At 64.9% G+C, this 21,682-nt stretch carries 20 protein-coding genes and 1 pseudogene; 11 read left to right on the plus strand and 10 right to left on the minus strand.

Annotation, left to right across the window (positions count from 1 at the left end):
* Nucleotides 1-12: 12 nt before the first annotated feature.
* Genes AAFG16_RS18815 through AAFG16_RS18825 form a run of 3 tightly spaced genes read right to left on the minus strand, consistent with a single transcriptional unit; the run spans nucleotide 13 to nucleotide 2,230 of the window.
* Nucleotides 13-1,236 carry an MFS transporter gene (locus AAFG16_RS18815; protein ID WP_342740168.1) on the minus strand — a complete coding sequence of 408 codons (1,224 nt, stop codon included), beginning with the start codon at nucleotides 1,234-1,236 and terminating at the stop codon, nucleotides 13-15.
* Nucleotides 1,237-1,266: 30 nt separating this feature from the next.
* Nucleotides 1,267-1,503, minus strand: coding sequence for a 4-oxalocrotonate tautomerase family protein (locus AAFG16_RS18820; protein ID WP_342740169.1), 237 nt, complete (start codon nucleotides 1,501-1,503; stop codon nucleotides 1,267-1,269).
* Nucleotides 1,504-1,519: 16 nt separating this feature from the next.
* Nucleotides 1,520-2,230, minus strand: coding sequence for an SDR family oxidoreductase (locus AAFG16_RS18825; protein WP_342740170.1), 711 nt, complete (start codon nucleotides 2,228-2,230; stop codon nucleotides 1,520-1,522).
* A gap of 206 nt (nucleotides 2,231-2,436) precedes the next feature.
* Here AAFG16_RS18825 and AAFG16_RS18830 point away from each other — a divergent pair, with 206 nt between their 5' ends.
* The 3 genes from AAFG16_RS18830 (at nucleotide 2,437) to AAFG16_RS18840 (ending at nucleotide 4,735) form a co-directional block, all read left to right on the plus strand.
* Nucleotides 2,437-3,360 carry a LysR family transcriptional regulator gene (locus AAFG16_RS18830; protein WP_283085798.1) on the plus strand — a complete coding sequence of 308 codons (924 nt, stop codon included), beginning with the start codon at nucleotides 2,437-2,439 and terminating at the stop codon, nucleotides 3,358-3,360.
* A gap of 146 nt (nucleotides 3,361-3,506) precedes the next feature.
* The gene (locus tag AAFG16_RS18835) at nucleotides 3,507-3,662 is read left to right on the plus strand and encodes a hypothetical protein (RefSeq protein WP_014493894.1); all 156 of its coding nucleotides are present in this window, start codon (nucleotides 3,507-3,509) and stop codon (nucleotides 3,660-3,662) included.
* A 143-nt stretch (nucleotides 3,663-3,805) separates the two neighbouring features.
* Entirely contained in the window at nucleotides 3,806-4,735 is a 930-nt protein-coding gene (locus AAFG16_RS18840; protein WP_283085799.1) for an aspartyl/asparaginyl beta-hydroxylase domain-containing protein, read from the plus strand.
* A gap of 78 nt (nucleotides 4,736-4,813) precedes the next feature.
* Here AAFG16_RS18840 and AAFG16_RS18845 read toward each other — a convergent pair whose 3' ends face one another.
* Nucleotides 4,814-5,641, minus strand: a complete 828-nt coding sequence (locus AAFG16_RS18845; RefSeq protein ID WP_342740171.1) for a molybdenum storage protein subunit alpha — start codon at nucleotides 5,639-5,641, stop codon at nucleotides 4,814-4,816.
* 13 nt (nucleotides 5,642-5,654) lie between these two features.
* Nucleotides 5,655-6,467, minus strand: a complete 813-nt coding sequence (locus AAFG16_RS18850; RefSeq protein WP_342740172.1) for a uridine kinase — start codon at nucleotides 6,465-6,467, stop codon at nucleotides 5,655-5,657.
* 135 nt (nucleotides 6,468-6,602) lie between these two features.
* Here AAFG16_RS18850 and AAFG16_RS18855 point away from each other — a divergent pair, with 135 nt between their 5' ends.
* Both AAFG16_RS18855 and AAFG16_RS18860 read left to right on the plus strand, forming a co-directional pair.
* Nucleotides 6,603-7,061 (plus strand): nuclear transport factor 2 family protein, encoded by a 459-nt coding sequence (locus AAFG16_RS18855; RefSeq protein ID WP_342740173.1) that lies wholly within the window; start codon nucleotides 6,603-6,605, stop codon nucleotides 7,059-7,061.
* 150 nt (nucleotides 7,062-7,211) lie between these two features.
* Nucleotides 7,212-8,552 (plus strand): MFS transporter, encoded by a 1,341-nt coding sequence (locus AAFG16_RS18860; protein ID WP_342740174.1) that lies wholly within the window; start codon nucleotides 7,212-7,214, stop codon nucleotides 8,550-8,552.
* Between the two features lie 72 nt (nucleotides 8,553-8,624).
* Here AAFG16_RS18860 and AAFG16_RS18865 read toward each other — a convergent pair whose 3' ends face one another.
* The 3 genes from AAFG16_RS18865 to galE form a co-directional block, all read right to left on the minus strand.
* Nucleotides 8,625-9,326, minus strand: coding sequence for a fumarylacetoacetate hydrolase family protein (locus tag AAFG16_RS18865; protein WP_071912070.1), 702 nt, complete (start codon nucleotides 9,324-9,326; stop codon nucleotides 8,625-8,627).
* Nucleotides 9,327-9,363: 37 nt separating this feature from the next.
* Nucleotides 9,364-11,166: an ABC transporter ATP-binding protein gene (locus AAFG16_RS18870; RefSeq protein WP_342740175.1), complete on the minus strand. Its 1,803-nt coding sequence runs from the start codon at nucleotides 11,164-11,166 to the stop codon at nucleotides 9,364-9,366.
* Nucleotides 11,167-11,284: 118 nt separating this feature from the next.
* Nucleotides 11,285-12,298, minus strand: coding sequence for a UDP-glucose 4-epimerase GalE (galE, locus tag AAFG16_RS18875; RefSeq protein WP_342740176.1), 1,014 nt, complete (start codon nucleotides 12,296-12,298; stop codon nucleotides 11,285-11,287).
* Between the two features lie 126 nt (nucleotides 12,299-12,424).
* Between galE and AAFG16_RS18880 the strand changes: the two genes are divergently transcribed.
* Nucleotides 12,425-13,462 (plus strand): glycosyltransferase family 4 protein, encoded by a 1,038-nt coding sequence (locus AAFG16_RS18880; RefSeq protein ID WP_342740177.1) that lies wholly within the window; start codon nucleotides 12,425-12,427, stop codon nucleotides 13,460-13,462.
* A gap of 194 nt (nucleotides 13,463-13,656) precedes the next feature.
* Here AAFG16_RS18880 and AAFG16_RS18885 read toward each other — a convergent pair whose 3' ends face one another.
* On the minus strand, nucleotides 13,657-14,055 hold the full coding sequence (locus AAFG16_RS18885) for a hypothetical protein (RefSeq protein ID WP_283085807.1): 399 nt from the start codon (nucleotides 14,053-14,055) through the stop codon (nucleotides 13,657-13,659).
* A 285-nt stretch (nucleotides 14,056-14,340) separates the two neighbouring features.
* On the opposite strand from AAFG16_RS18885, the pseudogene AAFG16_RS18890 reads away from it, so the two are divergent.
* Nucleotides 14,341-14,522 (plus strand): annotated as a pseudogene (locus tag AAFG16_RS18890) (arylsulfatase); the annotation flags it as partial.
* A gap of 154 nt (nucleotides 14,523-14,676) precedes the next feature.
* On the opposite strand, the gene waaF reads toward AAFG16_RS18890, so the two are convergent.
* A complete protein-coding gene (gene waaF, locus AAFG16_RS18895) occupies nucleotides 14,677-15,744 on the minus strand; it encodes a lipopolysaccharide heptosyltransferase II (RefSeq protein WP_342740178.1) in 1,068 nt (355 codons plus the stop codon).
* Between the two features lie 155 nt (nucleotides 15,745-15,899).
* On the opposite strand from waaF, the gene rfaD reads away from it, so the two are divergent.
* The 4 genes from rfaD to AAFG16_RS18915 all read left to right on the plus strand — a co-directional run bounded on the left by rfaD (nucleotide 15,900) and on the right by AAFG16_RS18915 (nucleotide 21,681).
* Nucleotides 15,900-16,880: an ADP-glyceromanno-heptose 6-epimerase gene (gene rfaD, locus AAFG16_RS18900; protein WP_342740179.1), complete on the plus strand. Its 981-nt coding sequence runs from the start codon at nucleotides 15,900-15,902 to the stop codon at nucleotides 16,878-16,880.
* A 13-nt stretch (nucleotides 16,881-16,893) separates the two neighbouring features.
* A complete protein-coding gene (gene rfaE1, locus AAFG16_RS18905) occupies nucleotides 16,894-18,378 on the plus strand; it encodes a D-glycero-beta-D-manno-heptose-7-phosphate kinase (protein WP_342740180.1) in 1,485 nt (494 codons plus the stop codon).
* Nucleotides 18,379-18,386: 8 nt separating this feature from the next.
* A complete protein-coding gene (locus AAFG16_RS18910; protein ID WP_342740940.1) occupies nucleotides 18,387-19,682 on the plus strand; it encodes an O-antigen ligase family protein in 1,296 nt (431 codons plus the stop codon).
* 85 nt (nucleotides 19,683-19,767) lie between these two features.
* Nucleotides 19,768-21,681: an SDR family NAD(P)-dependent oxidoreductase gene (locus tag AAFG16_RS18915; protein ID WP_342740181.1), complete on the plus strand. Its 1,914-nt coding sequence runs from the start codon at nucleotides 19,768-19,770 to the stop codon at nucleotides 21,679-21,681.
* Nucleotide 21,682: the final 1 nt, after the last annotated feature.

The following is a 21,682-nucleotide window of genomic DNA, read 5'->3' on the forward strand; positions in this document are numbered from 1 at the left end:
CGCCGCCTGCTTCTATGCTTTGCGCGTGATGAGCGCGAGGCCAAGGTCGATCGCGAGCGCTACAATCACGGCGCCGCCGCCGAGACCGAACAGCACGAGATAGTCGCCGCCGGTCTGCGCGTAGATCCAGGAGAAGCCGTAGGCTGCTGCTGCCTGGAACAGTGCAAAGCTGGTGGTGGCATGGCTCCACGTCGCGCGCTGCTGCTCGGTGGAGTGCGGCACGAGCTCATGGATGCGTCCGAGCACGAGGGGCACAATGCCGGGCGTGAAGCCGCCGACCACCACGCTCGACACGATCAGCGAGAGCGGTGCGGTGCTGACGGTCGGCAGCAGCACAGCGGCCGCTTCGATCAGGAATGCCGCGCGCAAGGCCGGACCAAAACCCGAACGATCGCCGAGATGGCCGGTGACGAGCGGGCCGACGATGGCGCCGAGGCCGTACAGCACCCAATAGCGAGAGCCCGCGGCAATGCCCTGGCCGAGGCCGCGCGCAACGAAATCGACGATGAAGACCATGTGCGGCACCAAGGCCACCGCATTGAGGCCGTATTGGACCAGCAGCGCGCGGGCCGCGGGCGAGGCGTGATGGTGCCTTGCTTGATGCGAAGGTGCAGCATCGGCCTTGGCTTCCGCAGGCCAGTTCCACCAGCTCGCGAGGGTGAGGAGCGCCGAAAGCACGCCGAGACCATACCAGCTTTGCTGCAAACCCTGTTGCAGCAACAGCGGCACCAGCGTCCCAGATGCGGCGACGCCGAGGCCAACCCCCGCGAAGATCACGCCGCCGACGATGCCGCGCCGCGCCGCCGAAGTGTGCGGCAGAATGACAGAGGCCGCCAGCACCATGATGATGCCGCCGGTGACCCCAGAGAAGAACCGCCATACAAAGAACCAGGTGAACGACACCGGCGTCGCGCTGGCGAAAAAGGAGAGGGTGGCGAGCAGCATCATCGCCCGCAGCGCGCGGACTGCGCCGATGCGTGCGGCCACAGCGCGCGCGGTGAGTGCGCCGGCGAGATAACCGGCGAGATTCGCCGCGCCGAGATAGACGACGTCGGACGCGCTGAACCACTTTGCCGCGATCAGGGCCGGGATGAGAGGCGTGTATGAAAACCGGGCGAGACCAAGCCCGACGAGCGATGCGGACAAGCCCGCGACCGCGTATCGCCAGGTCGCTTGCGACGCTGATCCCGGCTGCTGATGCAGCCGGGTCTCCATGTTTTGCTTCGTATGTGTCATGTCATCCTCTTGCGCAAAACGGCGCGCGGATCATCCGGTCCGGGCTGCGCGGCGGCGCCGGAATTCCTGCACGGGCAGGCCGCCCCAGCCCCAATTGTCGGTGTCGACTTGCTCGATCACGACGAAGGTGGATTCGAGCGGCTTGCCGAGCACGTCGCGCAGGAGCTCGCTCGATCCCTTGATCAGCGCCGCTTTCTCCTCCGCGGTGAGCGACGCCGCTCCCGGCGTCGTTCCTTCGCGGGTCACTTGAATGGTGACGATGGGCATCGCGCCTCTCCTCAGCTCAGTGGCCTGCGCTCTGGCCGCCGTCGACATGCAGGATCTCGCCGGTGACGAAGGAGGCCCCCTCGAGATAGAGCACGGCATCGACGATGTCGGACATCTCGCCCATGTGGCCGACCGGGTGCAGAGCACCAAGCTGTGCGTGCGTCGCGACCGGATGCATCGGCGACTTGATGATGCCGGGCGATACCGCGTTCACGCGGATGCCGCGCCTGGCGTATTCGATCGCCAGCGACTTGGTCGCGGCGCTCAGCCCGCCCTTGCTCAGCGAGGCCAGCACAGAGGGCACGTTGGAGTTGGCCTGGTCGACCAGCGTGGTCGTGATCTGGACGACGTGGCCGGACCCCTGCTTCACCATCTCGGCGATGGCGAGCTGCGTGATGTTGAAGAAGCCGGCGACGTTGGTGCCCATCACCGCCGCATAGTCCTCGGCCGTGTACTGCGTGAACGGCTTTGCGACGAAGATGCCGGCATTGTTGACCAGCGTGTCGACGCGGCCGAATCGGGCAATTGCCTGGGAGACGACCCGCTCGGCGGTGCTCCGATCGGCGATGTCGCCGGCAACTGCGAGGACATCGTCATCGCCCGACGGCTTGATCGACCGCGCCGTTGCGATGACGCGATAGTTGCGATCGCGAAAACCCTGGACCAGGGCGGCGCCGATGCCCTGCGATGCACCGGTGATGATGGCGACTTTCTGCTCGATACCCATGACGGGCTCCTGTTGTTGAAACCTGCGCCAGCAGCGGCTGGCCTGCGCGTTGAAGTACGCCGCAGCGCCCCGGCTGCGAATACACGTTGTCCGGCAGACACTGTTACGCGGCGCGAACGAATGCCGGATCGGCGCCCGGCGGAGGTTGTCGCGGCGGGGACGAACGCCTAGCCTGTCACCGGAATGTGATGGGGCGGCAGGAAGGCATGGATCGTCTGGATGCGATGAAGGTGTTCGTCGTTGCGGTCGATGAGGGCAGCTTGGCTGCCGCAGGCCGCAAGCTCGGCCGCTCGCCGGCGGCCGTGAGCCGCGCCATCGCCTTCCTGGAGGAGCGGGTCGGCGCCGAGCTGCTGCACCGGACCACGCGGTCGATCAAGCTCAGCGAGGAGGGCGAGCGCTATGTCGCGGTCTGCCGCCGCGTGCTCACCGAGTTGGAGGAGGCCGACGACATCGCCGCCGGACCGCGCACGGCGCCGCGCGGTCTGCTCACCATCACCGCGCCCATCGTATCGGGCGAGATGGTGCTGCGGCCGATCCTCGATGCGTTTCTCGACGCTTATCCGACCGTGTCGGCAAAGCTCCTGCTGTTCGATCGCGCGGTCAACCTGATCGAGGAGGGGGTCGATATCGCGCTTCGCATCGGGCCTCTCGCGGATTCATCGATGGTCGCGATGCGGGTCGGCGGAATCAGCCGCGTCGTGGTGGCGGCGCCGCGCTATCTGAAGCAGCATCCGCGCATCACCGAGCCCGGTGATCTCGCAAAGCATCAGATCGTGGCGATGGCGCACCTGCCGAATTCCTGGACCTTCGCGCCGCAGGCCGGCTCATCAGTGGCGCGGACGGTGCAGTTCACGCCGCGCCTCGTCGTCAACAGCACCTATGCGGCCGTAGCCTCCGCCGTCGCCGGGCGCGGCGTGGCGCGGATGTATTCGTACCAGGTGGCCGAGCAGATCGCGCGCGGCGAGCTCGAGATCGTGCTGGCCGGCGACGAGGATCCGGAGATGCCGGCGCATCTGATCTGCCCGCAGGGCCGGCTTTCGGTGCCCAAGGTGCGGGCGTTCACCGACTTTGCCGTGCCGCGGCTGAAGAAACAGTTTGCGCTGCTGACACAGAGCATCAAGGCGCGCTGAGCCGCTTCGCGCGCCCGCAATGCGTTGTTTTGCGTATACGGCGGGCCGGCTGAATCGGCGATGGTTCCCAAACAGTTAACGCCGATTTAACGGATGAGTCCTAGGCTGTCTCGGCCGGGGTTACTCGCAAGGCCGAGGTGAGCCCAATGGAAGCCCAGAAGATCGCGGTCGACGCCGTCGTCGCGCTGACCGATTGCGACCGCGACGCCGTCATCGCCTTCATCCGCCGGCTCTATCTCGCTGGCGTCACCGACCCCAAGCGCCTGACATTCAAGGGCCTCCAGGCGCTGTCGCGGGCTTGATTCGGCCGGTTTCGGCCCTTCCAGCTCCAGGTTCCGTGCGAGCGCTCTCCCCAGCGTGATTGCAACCCACCGGCGAATATCTTGCCGCTCGGGCCGCGTCGGGCTACACGACAACCCGGCTGGGTCACTTGGGATTTGGGGAAATGCTGAGACAGCTTTTTGCGCCGCAGCTTGTCATTTTGTATGTGCTTGCGGCATCGACGATCTACGTTCACTTCCGCGGCAAGCAGCGGCTGCGCTTCGCGCGCCAGCTCGGCGATCACTCGACCTATCTCGCGCCCTACAATGTGTTGATGTATGCGGGCTCCGCCGTGCCGAACAAGCCGGTGATCTCGGTCGATCAGTTTCCGGAGCTGAAGCCGCTCAGTGAGAATTGGGAGACCATCCGCGACGAGGCGGTGCGCCTGTTCGACGAAGGCTTCATTCGCGCGGCGGCGAAGAATAATGACTGGGGATTCTACTCGTTCTTCAAGAGCGGCTGGAAGCGCTTTTACCTGAAATGGTACGACGACTTCCTGCCGTCGGCGAACACGCTGTGCCCGAAGACGGTGGAGCTGCTCAAGTCGATCCCGAGCGTGCACGGCGCGATGTTCGCGATGCTGCCCCCGGGCGGCAAGTTAGGGGCGCACCGCGATCCCTTTGCCGGCTCGCTGCGCTACCACCTCGGCCTGGTCACGCCGAACTCGAACAAGTGCCGCATCCTCGTCGACGGTGTCGAATGCGTGTGGCGCGACGGCGAGGCCTTCATGTTCGACGAGACCTTCATCCACAGCGCCGAGAATGCGACCGACGTCAACCGCATCATCTTGTTCTGCGACGTCGAACGCCCGATGAAGTATGGCTTCATGACCTCGATCAATCGCTGGGTCAGCCATCACATCGTCAAGGCCTCGGCGACGCAGAACGTCGAGGGCGAGAATGTCGGCGTGCTCAACAAGGTGTTCGGCAAGCTCTACGAGATCCATCTCGGCAGCCGCAAGGTCAAGGAGTGGAACCGCAACGTCTACTACACGCTGAAGTACTCGCTGACGGCGCTGATCCTCGGCTTGATCGTGCTGTCGGCGTTGCGGTAATCCGCCCCTACGAGCGGAATTAAAAAGCCCCGGAGTGATTTCCGGGGCTTTCATATTATGGATGGGCTCTGGTCGTGATCACACCGGCTTGGCGCCGGTGTAGATGATCGTCCCCACATGCTGCCCGCGCAGCGCCGCGCTGATGTGGCCCGGCACGAGGCCGTTGACGACCTGCACGCGCGCGATGTGGCGTGCGTTTGCCATGACCTCCAGCAGCGCGGGATCGAACGGCAGCGTGCCCTTGAGCTTCGCAAGCTCGACGAAGCTGGTCTCCTTCAACAGCTCGGCCTTCTTGCCATCGGCGCCATTGGGATCGTCGGTGTAGACGCCGTCGACATCCTCCACGATCGTGAGACCGGCAGCGCCCAGCGCATCAGCGAGCAGGAAGGCGCCGGTGTCGGCCCGATGCAGCGGGATGCGGGAGGTCGGGAATTCGTGATGGTGGTAGGGCGGGAACGCGCTGCCGACGACCGCGCGGGCCGCCTGGAGGTGGATTGCGAGCTGGCTCGCGATGGTCGGATGCTCGACATAGGAGACGCCTTCCGGCGCAAGCAGGCTTGCGAGGATGTGGCCGTTCTGGCCGGCCTCGCTGGCCGCGAGTGGCGCGAGCGAGCCCACGGGAAGGCCGAGGTCGAGACCGACGCTGTAGAGGTGGCGGGCGCGGATGCCGGCGCCGGTCAGGATCAGCAGGCGATGCTCCGGCAGCAGCGCGCGCAGCTCCTCGACGAGCGGCAGGATCGCCTCGTGGCCGCGGTCCATGATGCGGCCGCCGATCTTGATCACCTGCAGCCAGGGCAACAGCTTGATCGGGCGGTTGCCGGCGACGGGGCGGGTGAGATCGCTGTCCAGAAGCGTCTGGCGCGCGAGCGGCGAGGCGACGTGCTTGATCTGGTTGGTGTTAGCCATGACGGGGTGTTCTTCAGCTCGCGGTGATGATGGTGCCGACATGCTCGCCCGCGAGCGCGCGGGTGAGATTGCCGGGGACGAGGCCGTTGATAATCTGCACCTCGCGGACATGGCGCGAGGCGTTGAGCAGATCGAGCACCGGGAATTCCAGGATCGAATCCTGCAGGCCCTTGGCCTTCATCTCGGCGACCGAGATCTTGGGGATGAACGTCGCGTTCTTCGACGTCTTGGGGTTCGCGGTGTAGAGGCCGTTCTCGTCCTTCACATAGATCATCGCCTTGCAGCCGAACTGCTCGGCGACGAGGAAGCAACCGGCGTCGGTGCGATAGGGCGGGATGACGCCTTCGGCCGCCGGCCGCATCCACAAACTATAGGGCGGCATGCCGCTGAAGATCACCGCGTTCACCTCGGCGAGGAACAGCGGCACGGACGAGAGGCCCGCGCTGGAGACGGCGGAGATGCCGTGCTTGGCAAGCAGCTGCCCGAGCATCGCGGCGTTCTGGTCGGCGACGGAAGCGCCGAGCTGCGACAGCACGCCGGCCGGCAGACGAAGCCCGGCGGCGATCGAATAGAGATGCCGCGCGCGCGTGCCGGCTCCGGTGCCGATCAGGAGCTTGTGCGCCTTGCGAGCTGCGACGATCTCCTCGACGACAGGATAAACGGCAGCACGGCCGCGATCGATCAAGCTCTGTCCGCCGATCTTGATGACCGTGGCATCCGGCAGGATTCGGAAGTCCGATGCCTTCTCCGCTGCGGCGACGAGCTGTGGGTCGGTGAGCGAGCGCTGCATCAGCAGTGCTTCGAGCTCGCTGGTCGTCGTCGACATCAGAGACACCTCTCGTTGTCAATGCATTCTCTACGGTGGCCTCGTCGGCCCTGACCGCTGCCGCAACTCTTGCTGGATAGTGCGGCCCATGGCAACAAGATTGCCAGCATTCAACGGCTGAATTTGGAGCAGGCGATGGCCTCCTTGCCAACCGCGACCCCCGAGATCACGCAGTTCTTCCGCGTGTGGCTGGACACCTTCGCAGGCCACGTCCGCGAGGTCGATTATGCTTCGGCGCGGCCGCTCTTTCATCCGGATATGCTGGCCTTCGGCACGCATAACGACGTCATCCCCGGCCTCGACCAATGGGTCAAAACGCAATGGGACAACGTCTGGCCGAAGACGACCGACTTTCGATTCATCCTCGAGCAGGTCTCGATCCTGGCATCCGCCGACGGCACGATGGCGACGGTGATCGCGCCGTGGACGAGCACGGGCTATCATCCCGACGGCAGCGCGTTTCTGCGCCCTGGCCGCGCAACAATGGTGTTCGCGAAGGACGGCGATGGCTGGCTGTGCGTGCACTCGCACATGTCGCTCAATCGCGGAGTGCCGCAGGCGAGCCATGCGAATCGGCCGGTGAGGGCCTGGTAGTAGAGCGGTCACCGCCGGCTCTATCGGCTGACTAAAGTTTTAGCCTCTCGTTGCAGTTCGGCTGGAACCCTTGGAACCCAATATCGTTTGTTTGGCAACGAACAACCGATGAAAACGCGCAAGCGGGGGCCTGCCCGAGGGAGCATTCCCATGGCAACACTGGGCCTCGACGTCACCCGCCTCACTGCATCCGAGCATCAGCGTCAGCTTCGTCGCGCCGTGATCGCCTCCACGATCGGGACCGCGATCGAATGGTATGACTTCTTTCTCTACAGCACCGTTACGGGTCTGGTTTTCGCAAAGCTGTTCTTTCCACATTCCGATCCCTGGGTCGGCACGTTGGAGGCCTTTGCGATCTACGCGGTCGGCTTCGTCGCGCGCCCGATTGGCGCGGCAATCTTTGGGCACTATGGCGACCGCATCGGACGCAAATCCACACTGATCGCGACGCTGCTCTTGATGGGACTGGCAACCGCCGCAGTGGCCGTGGTGCCGACCTATGCGAGCATCGGCATCTGGGGAGCCGCGATCCTGACCGTGCTGCGATTCATTCAGGGCGTCGGCGTCGGTGGCGAGTGGGGCGGCTCGGTGCTGATGTCGATGGAATGGGCCCGCAACGACCACTCCCGAGGATTGATCGCATCATGGCCGCAGTTCGGCGTGCCCTGCGGGCTGTTCCTTGCCAATCTCGCCGTGCTGGCGTTCAGCCAGATGGCGGGCGATCAGTTCCTCGCGTGGGGCTGGCGTATTCCGTTCGCGCTCAGCATCATCCTGGTCGGTGTCGGCCTCTACATCCGGCTCGGCATTCTCGAAACGCCGGTGTTCTCAAAGCTCGTGGCTGAACGTCAGGTCGACCGCACGCCGATGCTGACCGTGATCCGGGAATACCCGAAGGAGATTCTGCTGTCCGCCTTCGCGCGCATGTCCGAGCAGGCGCCGTTCTACATCTTCACCGCCTTCGTGTTCTCCTATGGCATCGGCACGCTGCACGTTTCGCGCGACTTCCTGCTGACCGCGGTGCTCTCGGCCTCGGTGCTGTCGTTTGTCTCGATCCCGTTGTGCGGGCACATCTCCGATCGGATCGGCCGCAAGAACATGTACATGCTCGGCGCTGCCGCGACGGGCATCTTCGGCTTCATCTATTTCGCGATGCTCAATACCGGATCGCTAGCCATCATCTTCCTGGCGATCGTTCTGTCGCTGATTCCGCACGACATGCAGTATGGGCCGCAAGCGGCCTTGATCGCCGAGAGCTTTACCGGACGCCTGCGCTACAGCGGCTCCTCGCTCGGATACCAGCTCGCATCCGTGATCGCCGGCGGTCCCGCGCCGTTGATCGCCACCTGGCTGTACGGCACGTTCCACTCGGCGACGGCGATTGCGGCCTATATCGCGGCGTGCGCCGTCATCACGCTGGCCGCGACCGCGCTGATGACCGATTACACCGGCAAGGATATCAACGGCGCAGATGCGCACGCTTCGCGGGCCTGAGGTCAGGAGGCCCTTCGCAAAAAAGCCCCGGACGTCCTGTCCGGGGCTTTGATGTTCGAGATGTCGCGCAGCCTACTCCGGCTGGCCGATGCTGACCTTGAGCGTGCCGACGCCGTCGACGCCGCATTCGAGCTTGTCGCCGGGCTGGAGCTGCGACACGCCAGCCGGCGTGCCCGTCATGATGATGTCGCCGGCGGCGAGCTTCACCTGCTGGGAGAGCTGCCAGATGATCTCCGGCACATTCCAGATCAGCTCGGTGAGATCGCCCTTCTGCGCCTCCTTGCCGTTGACGGTGAGCCAGATCTTGCCCTTGGCGGGATGGCCGATCTTGGAGGCCGGCTGCACCGCGGAGCACGGCGCGGAGCCGTCGAACGACTTGCCGATCTCCCACGGGCGCTCCTTCTTGCGCGAGGCGATCTGGAGGTCGCGGCGGGTGAGGTCGATGCCGACGGCATAGCCGTAGACGTGGTCGAGCGCCTTGTCGGCGGGAATGTTGAGGCCGCCGCTCTTCATCGCGACGATCAACTCGACCTCGTGATGCAGGTCCTTGGTCAGCGGCGGATAGGGAATGGTCGCGCCATCCGGGACCAGCATGTCGGCATGCTTGGCGAAGAAGAAGGGCGGGGCGCGCTCGTCATTGCCCATCTCGCGGATGTGCTCGAGATAGTTGCGTCCGACGCACCAGATGCGGCGCACCGGATAACGGCCACTCTCCCCGACGACGGGAAGGGAAGCCTGGGGCGGAAGCGGGATGACATAGGAGGCGGCGTTCATGGAGCGATCTCGCTGCTCTTGAGGTTGATGAGGAACTCTATGCGGTTGCGCTGATCGGCGCCAGAGCGCCGGCGTGGTGATGTTGCAGCCGGAAGAACGAGGCATAGCGCCCGCCGCGGCGCAGGAGCTCGTCGTGGCGGCCCCGCTCGACGATCTCGCCGCCCTCGACCACCAGGATGCTGTCGGCGTGCATGATGGTGTGCAGGCGATGCGCGATCACGATGGTGGTGCGGTCCTGGCAGAGATGCTCGATCGCCTCCTGCACCTGCCGCTCGGACTCCGAATCGAGCGCGGCGGTGGCTTCGTCCAGGAGGATGACCGGCGCGTTCTTGAGCAGCGCGCGCGCGACCGCGATACGCTGGCGCTGGCCGCCGGAGAGCTGGGTGCCGTGCTCGCCGACCGGCGTGTCGTAGCCGAGCGGGAAGCCCATGATGAAATCATGCGCACAGGCCGCTTTCGCGGCCTCGATGATCTCATCTTCGCTCGCGCCCGGCTTGCCGAAGGCGATGTTGTTCCGGATGGTGTCGCGGAACAGATAGACGTCCTGGCCGACATAGGCGGTCTGCGCCCGCAGCGACTTGCGTGAGACCGCGCCGATCGACTGGCCATCGATCACGATGTCGCCTTGCGTCACCTCGTAGAAGCGCAGCAGCAATGCCAGCACGGTCGACTTGCCGCCGCCGGAGGGGCCGACCAGCGCGGTGACCTTGCCGGGCTCGGCTGTGAAGCTCATGCGGTTGAGCACGGTCTCGCCGTTGCGATACGAGAAGCTGACATCACGCAACTCGATGCGGGCATCGGTGAGCTTGAGCGCCGGCTTGTCATCGTCGGAATGCTCGCTGGCCGGGCTGTCGACGACCTCGAGCAGCATGCGCGCGCCGACGAGCTGGCTGTTGAGGTCGATGTTGAGCCGTGCCAGCCGCTTGGCCGGCTCGGTCGCCATCAGGAACGCGGTCATGAAGGAGAAGAACGCGCCGGGCGTGGCGTTGAGCGCGACCACGGCATAGCCGCCGTACATCAGGCAGCCGGCGACCGCGAAGCCGCCGAGCATCTCCATCAGCGGATTGGAGCGGTTGGCGACGCGGGCCATCTTGTTGGCGTTTCGCTCGACGATCGCGATGTTCTCGTCGATCCGGCTCTGCATGGTCTCTTCGAGCGTGAACGCCTTGACGGTGCGGATGCCCTGCAGCGATTCCTGCATCGTCTCCATGATGTCGGCGGTGCCGGTGAACTGGTTGTAGGCGAGGCCCTTGATGCGCTTGACCAGCTTGCGCAGCACCAGCATCGCCGGCGGCACCGCGACGAGGCCGATGAACGACATCAACGGATCCTGCCACACCATCACACCGATCATGGCGAGCAGCATCAAGAGGTCGCGCCCGACGGCGTTGACCAGCATGTTGAGCACGTCGGTGATCGACTTGGCGCCGGCCGTCAGCCGCGCCAGGAATTCGGACGAATGCCGCTCGGAGAAGAAGCCGACGCTCTCGCGCATCAGTTTTGCGAACAGCTGGCGCTGGTTGGTGGCGAGGATGGCGTTGCTGATCTTGGTCAGGATCACCATGTGGCCGTAGGTCGCCACGCCCTTGATGAAGAGCAGGATCACCGTGATGCCGGCGAACATCGCGATGCCCGGGACGTTCTTGTCGACATAGGCCTGGTTGATGACCTGGCCGAGGACGTAGGTCGCAGCAGCGGTGGCGCCGGCAGCGAGCGCCATCAGCGAAAAGGCAACCAGGTAGCGCCGCCAGTAGACGACCCCCTGTTCCATGACCAGGCGGCGGATCAGGACCGCTGCCGCATAGGGATCGTCGGTGATTTTCTTTGGAAACTGGGCCATCCGGTGTCCATTGACGGCGCAGGGAAAAGCCTGCCCGCGCGTCAGGGATCGAAGGGCCTCTGTGCCCGCTAAAGCTCAGCTTTTCAAGCCCAATTAAGGACTTGCGCGGGGATGGATTTTAGGCCGAGGCGGCGTGGCGGACTTCGCCATGGCGCTCGCGGAACAGCTTGTCCTCCCAGGCCAGCGCATGGGCCGCGATGGTCTCGAGGTCGTCATATTGCGGCCTCCAGTCGAGCAGGCTGCGGATGCGGCTGGTGTCGGCGACCATGGTCATGATGTCGCCGGGCCGGCGCGGAGCGTATTGCACGGCGAAGCTGCGGCCCGAGACCCTGCGCACCGCGTCGATGGTCTCCAGCACCGAATAGCCGCGGCCATAGCCGCAATTCAGCGTGGTCGAGGCGCCGCCGTTGCGAAGATAGGCCAGCGCGGAGCGATGCGCCTGCGAGAGGTCGGTGACGTGGATGAAGTCGCGGATGCAGCTGCCGTCCGGGGTTGGATAGTCAGTGCCGAACACGTCGATCTTGGCGCGCTGGCCGGTCGCGGCTTCCACCGCGATCTTGAGCAGATGGGTGGCGCCGACGGTGGCAAGCCCGATGCGGGCCTGCGGATCGGCGCCGGCGACGTTGAAATAGCGCAAGGTCACGTACTGCATGCCGTAGGCGGCGGCAACGTCGTGCAGCATGATCTCAGTCATCAGCTTCGAGGACCCGTAAGGCGACAGCGGCCGCGTCGGCGCGTGCTCGGGCACCGGCACCTGGTCCGGATCACCGTAGACGGCGGCGGTCGAGGAGAAGATGAAGCGGCCGATGCCGCGCTTGACCGCGACGTTGAGCAGATTGCGCGCGGTCGTGAAATTGTTGCGGTAATAGCCGAGCGGATCGCGCATCGAATCCGGCACGACGACGGAGCCGGCGAAATGGATGATGCTCTCGATGTCGTGCTGGGCGATCACGCCTTCGAGCAGGTTCTCGTCGCCGGCATCGCCAATGAACAGCGGCACGCCTTCGGGCAGGTAAGCGGAGAAACCGGTGGAGAGATCGTCGACCACAACGACATCCTCGCCGGCTTCCGCCAGCGCCAGGACCGTGTGACTTCCGATATAGCCGGCTCCGCCGGTGACTAGCACAGTCATGATCTCACCCGTCTTCGATCAACGCGGGATGCTAGCGTTTGCGTGGTGAAGAGGGGGTATCGGCGCGGCCGAACTGGTCACTATGCTTAATGTTGCGTATAGGGACTTTGCGAAACGGAGTGTGACGTGGCGAATTCCCCCCGCGACCTCGAACTGATCGTGCCAAATCTGCACAGGCGCTATTCCGGGGTCACCGCGACCAACCGGATGGTTGCGCCCCGGCTGGCGAAGCTGTTTCGCGCGGCCTGGTTCGGCACCGACGCGCCGGAGGGGATCGCAACGATGAGCGGTGCCGATCTCCTGAAATTGTGGCGGCGCAGGACGCCGCTGATCTGGCACGCGCGGCGCAACAACGAGATGATCGCGGGCGTGGTGCTGCGCGCGCTAGGCTGGCCGCTCAAGCTCGTCTTCACCTCGGCGGCGCAGCGGCATCACACCTGGATCACGCGCTGGCTGATCCGCCGCATGGACGCGATCATCGCGACGAGCGAGATCTCGGCCTCGTTCCTGAAGGTGAAGTCCACCGTGATCCCGCATGGCGTCGATACCGACGTCTACGCGCCGCCGATCGATCGCGCTGCTGCCTTCGCGGAAGCCGCGCTGCCGGGCCGCTACGCCATCGGCTGCTTCGGCCGCGTCCGCGCGCAGAAGGGCACCGACCTGTTCGTCGATGCGATGTGCCGCCTGCTGCCGCGCTATCCGGATTTCGCTGCGGTCATCGTCGGCCAGATCACGCCGGAGCAAACGCCTTTCGCAAATGACCTGAAGAAGCGCATCGAGGCCGCCGGCCTGCAATCGCGCATCGTCATCACCGGCGAATTGCCGATCGAGGACGTGCAGCGCTGGTATCAGCGGCTGATGATCTACGCCTTCACCTCGCGCAACGAAGGTTTTGGCCTGACCCTGATCGAGGCGATGGCGACAGGCAGCGCACTGGTCGCCGCCCGCGCCGGCGCCGCCGGGCTGGTGGTCGAGGATGGCGTGACCGGCGTGCTGATCCCGACGGGCGACGCCGATGCGTTGGCCGCGGCCGTGGAGCCGTTGATGCGCGACGTGGCTGCAGCGACCGCCATGGGCGAGCGCGGGCGAGCACGGGTGCTCGACCAATTCAGCCTCGATGCTGAAGCAAAGCGGATCGGCGAGGTCTATCGGCCGCTGCTCTGAAACGTCGTTTCCAGGGCCGCAGGGCAAAAACCGCGAAAACAACCCCATGCACAGTAGCCGATGCCAGCAGAATCAATGGCTTGACGGCCGGCGATGCTTTTATTCTGGTTTTACGAAAATGTTTTGACTCGTCGGGCAAAACACCGGCATGATGTCATCATCGGCACCGCCTCGACGGCCGTGCGCGGTCAGCTTCACATTGGGCAGCGCACATACGGCATTTGCACCGGCACTGGGTCCTTTGAGCTGAGCGTGATGTTGTTTTCGCCGGAGAATGTCAGATCGAATGTCACGTCTGAAATGGAGACGCCGTCCGAGCACGACGCGATCAGCCGCATGTTTGGCCCATCTTCGTGCAATGATCTGACGGTGCATTTTTCAAATGTGCCGGTGATTTGCTTGCCCTGGACGATCAAGCCGCCGGCGTGGAGATCAGCATCTTTCTTGAAGGCGAGCTTGTCGTTCTCTTTGGTGAACATTTGGCCACAGGCCGAGGCGTCGATCGACCAGGCTCCGTTCAAGTCCGCAGCCTGTATCGAGGCCGATTGCGTCACGAGAAGTAGTACCGTCACCAGGGGATTGAAGGTCCTCATGAAACTCTCCGACTAGAGGGGTAAGGTCGCTCAATCAGCTTCTTCGATGCAGGCGCAGTAAGACGTGGTCCTTCGTATCGGGCGTGATCGGTGTGACCCCGGTTCAGCCCCGGCAAGTGACAGCTGCGCTGCCCTTTCTCCGCCATGCGCTCGAATGTCTTTGCGCTTCGGTGTCTTCCGAACTGACGGGCGTTCGATCATCATGGCAAGGACTATGCGCCGCAGCCTGTGTTCTCTTGATCTGGATCAATCCTGAAGTTGCCTCTCTGCTACGGCACCAAATATGGCGCGCGGCAATACTTCGACTGGTTCAAATACGAGTTCTGGCGCTTCGTTTCGTCCAGCAGGAGGTCGAGAAGTTGGCAATGACCGCGATTGCATTTCCGCCGATGCAGAAGGGCGCGAGCTTCAACCTCGATGCCGTCAAGACCAAAATCGAGGCTGCAAGAACGGCGATGGCAAAATGAGCTGTGTTGACGATCGTCATGAATGGGGCGGCCCGGATACGGGCCGGCCAGCGTCCTGAGGCGACGTGCAGCAATGTTGGCTCCATGGTCGCCTTTGGGAGCCAGGCGATCCCGACCCAAGCGCGATGAGATCAGGGTGGAGCGTCATCGCGCTTCAGTTTGCTGTTTGAGCACGATCCCCGAGCACCCGCTCCGCAATCCCCACCACCTCGCTCGCTGCGATATCCCGCATGCAGCGGTGGTCGTTCATCTTGCAGATCGTGCGCTGACAGGGCTGGCACGACAGCACGCTCTTGTCCTGGACCACGGTTGCGGCAAGGCCGTTGAGGGGGGCCCAGAGATAGGGGCTGGTCGGGCCGAAAATGCCCATGGTCGGGGTGCCCAAGGCGGCGGCGATATGCATCAAGCCGGAATCGTTGGTGATGGCGACGCCGGCGGCGGCCATGGCGAGGACGCCGTTGCGCAGATCGTTGCCCGTGAGGTCGCGCACGTGAGGGCCGCCCGCTGCGACGATCTCCTGGGCGAGGCCCTTTTCGGCGGGGCCGCCGACCACCCATACCTCGAGCCCGTGCTCAGCCAGCAGCCGGGCAGCCTCCGGATAGTAGGTCCAGCGTTTTGAGACGCCGACCGAGCCGGGGGCCAGCGCCACGGCGGCCCCGGCGCTCAGCCCATTGGCCTCGCGCCAGCGGGCAATCTCCTCGGCCGGAACCCGCAATTGCGGCACCGGCCATTCCGGGGGCAGGGGCGCGCCGTCGGGCTGGGCCAGGGCGGCATTCTCATCGATGAAGCGGGGGACCTTTCTCTCGCCCCAGCGCCAATGGTTGATCAGGCCGAACCGGAACTCGCCGACCCAGCCGACTCGTTCGGGGATGCCGGCCAGGGTCGGCGCAATGGCTGCCTTCCAGGTTCGGGGCAGCACCAGGGCCGTGCCGTAGTTTTCCGCCCGCAGCAGCCTTGCCAGGCCGAACTGGCGGCGCACCGCGAGCCGGCTGCGCGGCAGGTCCCAGACGATGCCTCGGCGGACCCCGGGCATGTAATCAACAAGGGGGGCGCACAGGGTGGTGGTCAGGAGATCGACCGGCCGGTTCGGCCAGCGTTCCCTTAGAACCCGGACCACGGTGTGATTCCGGACGAAATCGCCGATCCACATGTAGGGAATGATCAGGATCGGGCGCGTGTCGTCCCGATCTGCATCTCCACTAAGTTGCGAATCAATGTTCATTCGTTAATAGGACCGGACGAGCTTGGTATGGCGGTTCGGTTAGCCGCTCCGGGCCGACAGGTAAAGCCGGGACAGCGTCGATCCAAAACCGCTTACACTTTGGCGGATCATGCGCTAGGGCAGGATCGGGCCGCAAAAATCGGGCAGGTATTGGAATGTTGCTGGTGACCGGCGGGGCCGGTTTTATCGGATCGAATGTCGTGGCCGCGCTCAATGACGCCGGCCGCAGCGACGTCGTGGTCTGCGATCTGCTCGGCAATGACGGCAAGTGGCGGAATCTCGCCAAGCGCCAGCTTGTGGATATCGTCCCGCCGGCCGAGCTGCTCGACTGGCTGAAGGGCCGCAAGCTCGACGCCATGATCCATCTCGGGGCCATTTCCGCGACCACCGCGACCGACGGTGATCTCGTGTTCGAGACCAACTTCCGCATGTCGATGCGTCTTCTGGACTGGTGCACGGCCGGCGCCGTGCCGTTCATCTACGCGTCCTCGGCGGCGACTTATGGTGATGGCGAGGCCGGCTTTGACGACGACGCCTCGTTGCCGGCACTGAAAAAGCTACGGCCGATGAATCTCTACGGCTGGAGCAAGCACATGTTCGATCTCGCGGTCGCCGGGCGCGTAGCGAACGGCGATCCGCTCCCGCCGCAATGGGCGGGGCTGAAATTCTTCAACGTGTTCGGCCCGAACGAGTACCACAAGGGTACGATGATGAGCGTGCTGGCGCGCCGCTTCGACGACGTCAAAGCGGGGCGCAACGTGCAGCTGTTCAAATCGCACCGCGAGGGCATCGCCGACGGCGACCAGCGCCGCGATTTCATCTATGTCGACGACGTCGTGCGCGTCGTCATGTGGCTACTGGCGACGCCATCGGTGTCGGGCCTCTTCAACGTCGGAACCGGCAAGGCGCGCAGCTTCAGGGATCTGATGCTGGCCGCCTATGCCGCGCTCGGCACCAGGCCCAACATCGAATATGTCGAGATGCCCGAGAGCATCCGCAACGCTTACCAGTACTTCACCCAGAGCAAGGTCGATCGCCTGCACCGCGCCGGCTATAACGGCGGCTTCACGCCGCTCGAGGACGCGGTGAAGGCCTATGTCGGCGATTATCTCGACCGGCCCGACCGTTTCCGCTGAGACTTCAGGACCCATGGTGACGCCCATTCTCGATTTCGATGCCCTCGCGCAAGCCATCTCAGGCCGCACGGTGCTGTGCATCGGCGACATCATGCTGGACGAGTTCGTCTATGGCGAGGTGTCGCGGATTTCGCCGGAAGCACCGGCGCCCGTCATCGCGGCACAGCGCAGCGAGATCCATATCGGCGGTGCCGGCAACGTCGCGCGCAATGTCGCCTCGCTCGGCGCGCGCTGCGTCTTCGTCGGCCTCGTCGGCGAGGACGATGCGGGCAAGCGGCTCGCCTCCGCGCTCGCGGACCATGCCGGCATCGAGAGTGTGCTGGTGTGCGACCCCTCGCGGCCGACGACGCGAAAAGTCCGCTTCGTCTCCGAGCATTTCTCCACCCACATGCTGCGTGCGGACTGGGAGCAGGCGGTCGCAGCCTCGGGTGACATCGAGACCAGGCTGATCGAAACGATCCTGACGCTGATTGCGCGCGCCGACATCGTGCTGCTCTCGGACTACGCCAAGGGCGTGCTGACCGCGCGGGTGATCCGCCACACCATCGATGCGGCGCGAGAAGCCGGCATGCCGGTGATCGTCGATCCCAAGAGCCTGAACTGGGCGATCTATCGCGGCGCCACGCTGCTCACGCCCAACCGCAAGGAATTTGCCGAGGCGACGCGCAGCCGCGCCGACACGCCGCAAGGCATCGTCGATGCCAGCGAGGACGTGATGCGGCTCGCCGATTGCGAGGCGATCCTGGTCACGCAAGGCGAGCACGGCATGACGCTGGTGCCGCGCAATGGCGAGTCCGTTCATGTTCCGGCTTTCCCCGTGAAGGTGCGCGATGTCTCCGGCGCCGGCGACACCGTCGCCGCGGCGCTTGCCGTGTCGCTTGCCGCAGACGCGGACTGGGATACGGCGCTGCGCATGGCCAGTGCGGCTGCGGCCGTTGCCGTCGGCAAGCAGGGCACCGCCAGCGTCAGCGTGGCCGAGCTGCGGCGGAAGATCCTGCCGCATGCTTATCTGGCGGCCGAGGAGAAGATCGTGCTCGAGCCTGATACGCTCGATGCGCAGCTCGCCGAATGGCGGCGGCAGGGTCAGCGCATCGGCTTCACCAATGGCTGCTTCGACATCCTGCATCCCGGCCACGTCAAGGTGCTGACCGCGGCGCGTGCCGCCTGCGACCGCCTGATCGTCGGCCTCAACAGCGACGCCTCGGTGCGGCGGCTGAAGGGCGCCGATCGTCCGGTGCAGGACGAACGCGCGCGCGCGGAAGTGCTGGCCGCGCTCGAAGCCGTCGATCTCGTCGTCATCTTCGAGGAGGACACGCCGATCAACCTGATCACCCGTATCAAGCCGAGCGCGCTGGTGAAAGGCGGCGATTACACCCGTGAGCAGGTGGTCGGTCATGAGGTCGTCGAGGCCGCGGGCGGGGTGGTGGTGCTGGTCGACATCCTCCAGGGTTTCAGCACGACGGCGCTGGTCCACCGTGCGCGGGGAGGGACCAAGTGACAGCTCAAATGACCGACCGGGCGGCGCCGCCCGGGGAGACGACCACCCAGATGCTGTCGCGGCGCTTGCGCAGCCCGGCGGCCTGGTGCGAGACGGCCGACCTGTTCGCGATCCTGACCGTGGTCGCGCTGCCCTGGTCGACCTCGCTGACGGCGATCTTCAACGTCGCGTTCCTCATCTGCATGGCGCCGTTCCTCGACCTCAGGGCGTTCCTGCAATCGCTGAAACGACCGATTTGCGCGGCGCCGATCGCGCTGGTGCTGCTCGCGCTGGCGGGCACGCTGTGGTCGGAAGCGGACTGGGGCGCGCGCCTCTATGCGCTCAGTCCGACCGCCAAGCTGCTCGTGCTGCCGGCGCTGCTCTATCATTTCGAGCGCTCGCCGCGCGGACACTGGATCTTCGTCGCCTTCCTGGTGTCCTGCGCACTGCTGTCGGTGATGTCCTGGCTGGTCGCCTTCTATCCCGACCTGACGCTCAAGCCCGACCACACCGAGCGCGGCATCTTCGTCAAGAACTACATCAACCAGAGCCAGGAATTCGCGCTGTGCGCGGTCGGGCTGGCTTATCCGATTGTGATGCTGCTGCGCCAGAAGCGCTATTGGTTCGCAGGCTTGCTGATCGCGCTGGCGCTGAGCTTCTTCGTCAACATGGCTTTCGTGGTGGTGTCGCGCACCGCGCTCGTCACCGTTCCGATCATGTTCGGCGTGTTCGCGCTGCTGCACCTGCGATGGCGCAGCATCGCGATCATCTGCGCGGCGCTGCTCGTCGGCGCCGTTCTCGCCTGGCAGGCCTCGCCGCAATTGCGCAAGACCGTCGATACCTTTGCCAGCGACTACACGCGCTATAAGGAAAAGGGCGAGCCGACTTCGGCGGGCCTGCGGCTCGAGTTCTGGCGGAAATCCCTCGGCTTCTTCGCGGAAGCGCCGATCAAGGGGCACGGCACCGGTTCGACGCGCCGGCTGTTCGAGCAGGTCGCCACGCCCGGTGGCCAGTACCTCGCGTCCGCCGAGGTGATCGGCAATCCGCATAACCAGACGTTGAACGTCGCCGTGCAATGGGGCGTCATCGGCATCGCCATTCTCTTCGCGATCTGGATCCTGCATCTGCGCCTGTTCCGCGGCGACGGGCTCGCCAACTGGGTTGGCCTTCTGGTCGTGGTCCAGAACGTCTTCACCTCGCTGTTCAACTCCCATCTGTTCGACTATCACGAGGGCTGGATGTACGTGATCGGCGTCGGCGTTGCCGGCGGCATGGTGATCCGGGCACAACAGGCCGAGGCGAAGCTGGGGGAAGCCGGTTCCTGAACGGCCGCGCGGCTGGCAACTCCTGCGGAGATGGGTTATCAGCGCGGTCAGGTTGCACCTAGCTGGATTTTTCATCGGTCGTCGGATGACGCGTCTTTCGCATCTCACCTTGCGCAATTTCCTGATCGCGTTCCACGATTTGCTGGCGACGACGGCGGCGCTGTTCGCCGCCTTCTATCTGCGCTTCGAGGGGGGCGACTTTTTCTACGATCGCCTGCCGCTGCTGTTCCAGATACTGCCCTATTTTCTCGCCTTCAGCGTGGTCGTGTTCTTCCTGTCCAACCTGACCACGACGAAATGGCGCTTCATCTCGCTGCCTGATGCGCTGAACATCATCCGCGTCGCGACCGTGCTGACGGTCGCCCTGCTTGCGCTCGACTACATCTTCGTCGCGCCCAACGTCCGCGGCGCCTTCTTCCTCGGCAAGGTGACGATCGTCCTGTACTGGTTCCTGGAGATCGCTTTCCTTAGCGCGCCGCGCATGGCCTACCGCTACTTCCGCTATACGCGGGTGCGGCGTCACGCGCGCGAGGAGGATGCCGCGCCGACCCTGCTGATCGGCCGTACCGCGGATGCCGAGGTGCTGCTCCGCGGCATCGAGAGCGGGGCGATCAAGCGTATCTGGCCGGTCGGCGTCCTGTCGCCGTCGAGGTCCGACCTTGGTCAGCTCATCCGCAACGTTCCGGTGCTGGGTGGCATCGACGACATCGAGGACGTCTTTGCCGATTTCGCCAAGCGCAACAAGGCGATTGCGCGCGTGGTCATGACGCCGTCGGCGTTCGAGCCCGAGGCGCATCCGGAATCGAGCCTGATGCGTGTGCGCAAGTTAGGTGTGATCGTCAACCGCATGCCTTCGCTGGAGAGCGGCGATACGCCGCGCCTCACCGCCGTCGCGGTCGAGGACCTTCTGCTGCGGCCGAGCGAGAAGATCGACTATGCGCGCCTGGAAGCGCTGATCAGGGGGAAGGCTGTCATCGTCACCGGCGGCGGCGGCTCGATCGGTTCGGAGATCTGCGAGCGCGTCGTGGCCTTCGGGGCCGCGCGGCTGCTGATCGTCGAGAATTCCGAGCCGGCGCTGTACGCGGTGACGGAGGCGCTCGCCGCGCGCGGCGCTGTGGCCGCGATCGAAGGGCGGATCGCCGACATCCGCGACCGCGAGCGCATCATGCGTCTGATGGTCGAGTTCAAGCCTGACATCGTGTTCCACGCCGCAGCGCTCAAGCACGTGCCGATCCTCGAACGCGATTGGAGCGAGGGCGTCAAGACCAACATCTTCGGCTCGATCAACGTGGCGGACGCAGCCCTTGCCGCCGGCGCCGAGGCCATGGTGATGATCTCGACTGACAAGGCGATCGAGCCGGTGTCGATGCTCGGCCTCACCAAGCGCTTCGCCGAGATGTATTGCCAGGCGCTCGATCACGATCTTGCCGCGGCAAGCAGCGGCGCCAAACCGCCGATGCGGCTGATCTCGGTCCGGTTCGGCAATGTGCTCGCCTCGAACGGCTCGGTGGTGCCGAAGTTCAAGGCCCAGATCGAAGCCGGCGGCCCGGTGACGGTGACGCATCCCGATATGGTGCGCTACTTCATGACCATCCGCGAGGCCTGCGACCTCGTCATCACGGCGGCGACGCACGCGCTCGGCACCGTGCGGTCGGACGTCTCGGTCTACGTGCTCAACATGGGCCAGCCGGTGAAGATCGTCGATCTCGCCGAACGCATGATCCGACTTTCCGGACTGCAGCCCGGTTACGACATCGAAATCGTCTTCACCGGAATGCGGCCGGGCGAGCGCCTGCACGAAATTCTGTTCGCGTCCGCAGAGCCGACCCGAGAGATCGGCGTCGCCGGCATCATGGCCGCGCAGCCGAACGAGCCGCCGATGCAGATGCTGCGCAAATGGATCGCAGCGCTCGATCAGGCCATCACCCGCGACGATCCGGCGACCATCAAGACCATCTTGAAAGATGCGGTCCCCGAGTTCGGGTCGACTGCGGCCTAAC

The organism is Bradyrhizobium sp. B117, assembly GCF_038969555.1.
Taxonomy (GTDB): domain Bacteria; phylum Pseudomonadota; class Alphaproteobacteria; order Rhizobiales; family Xanthobacteraceae; genus Bradyrhizobium.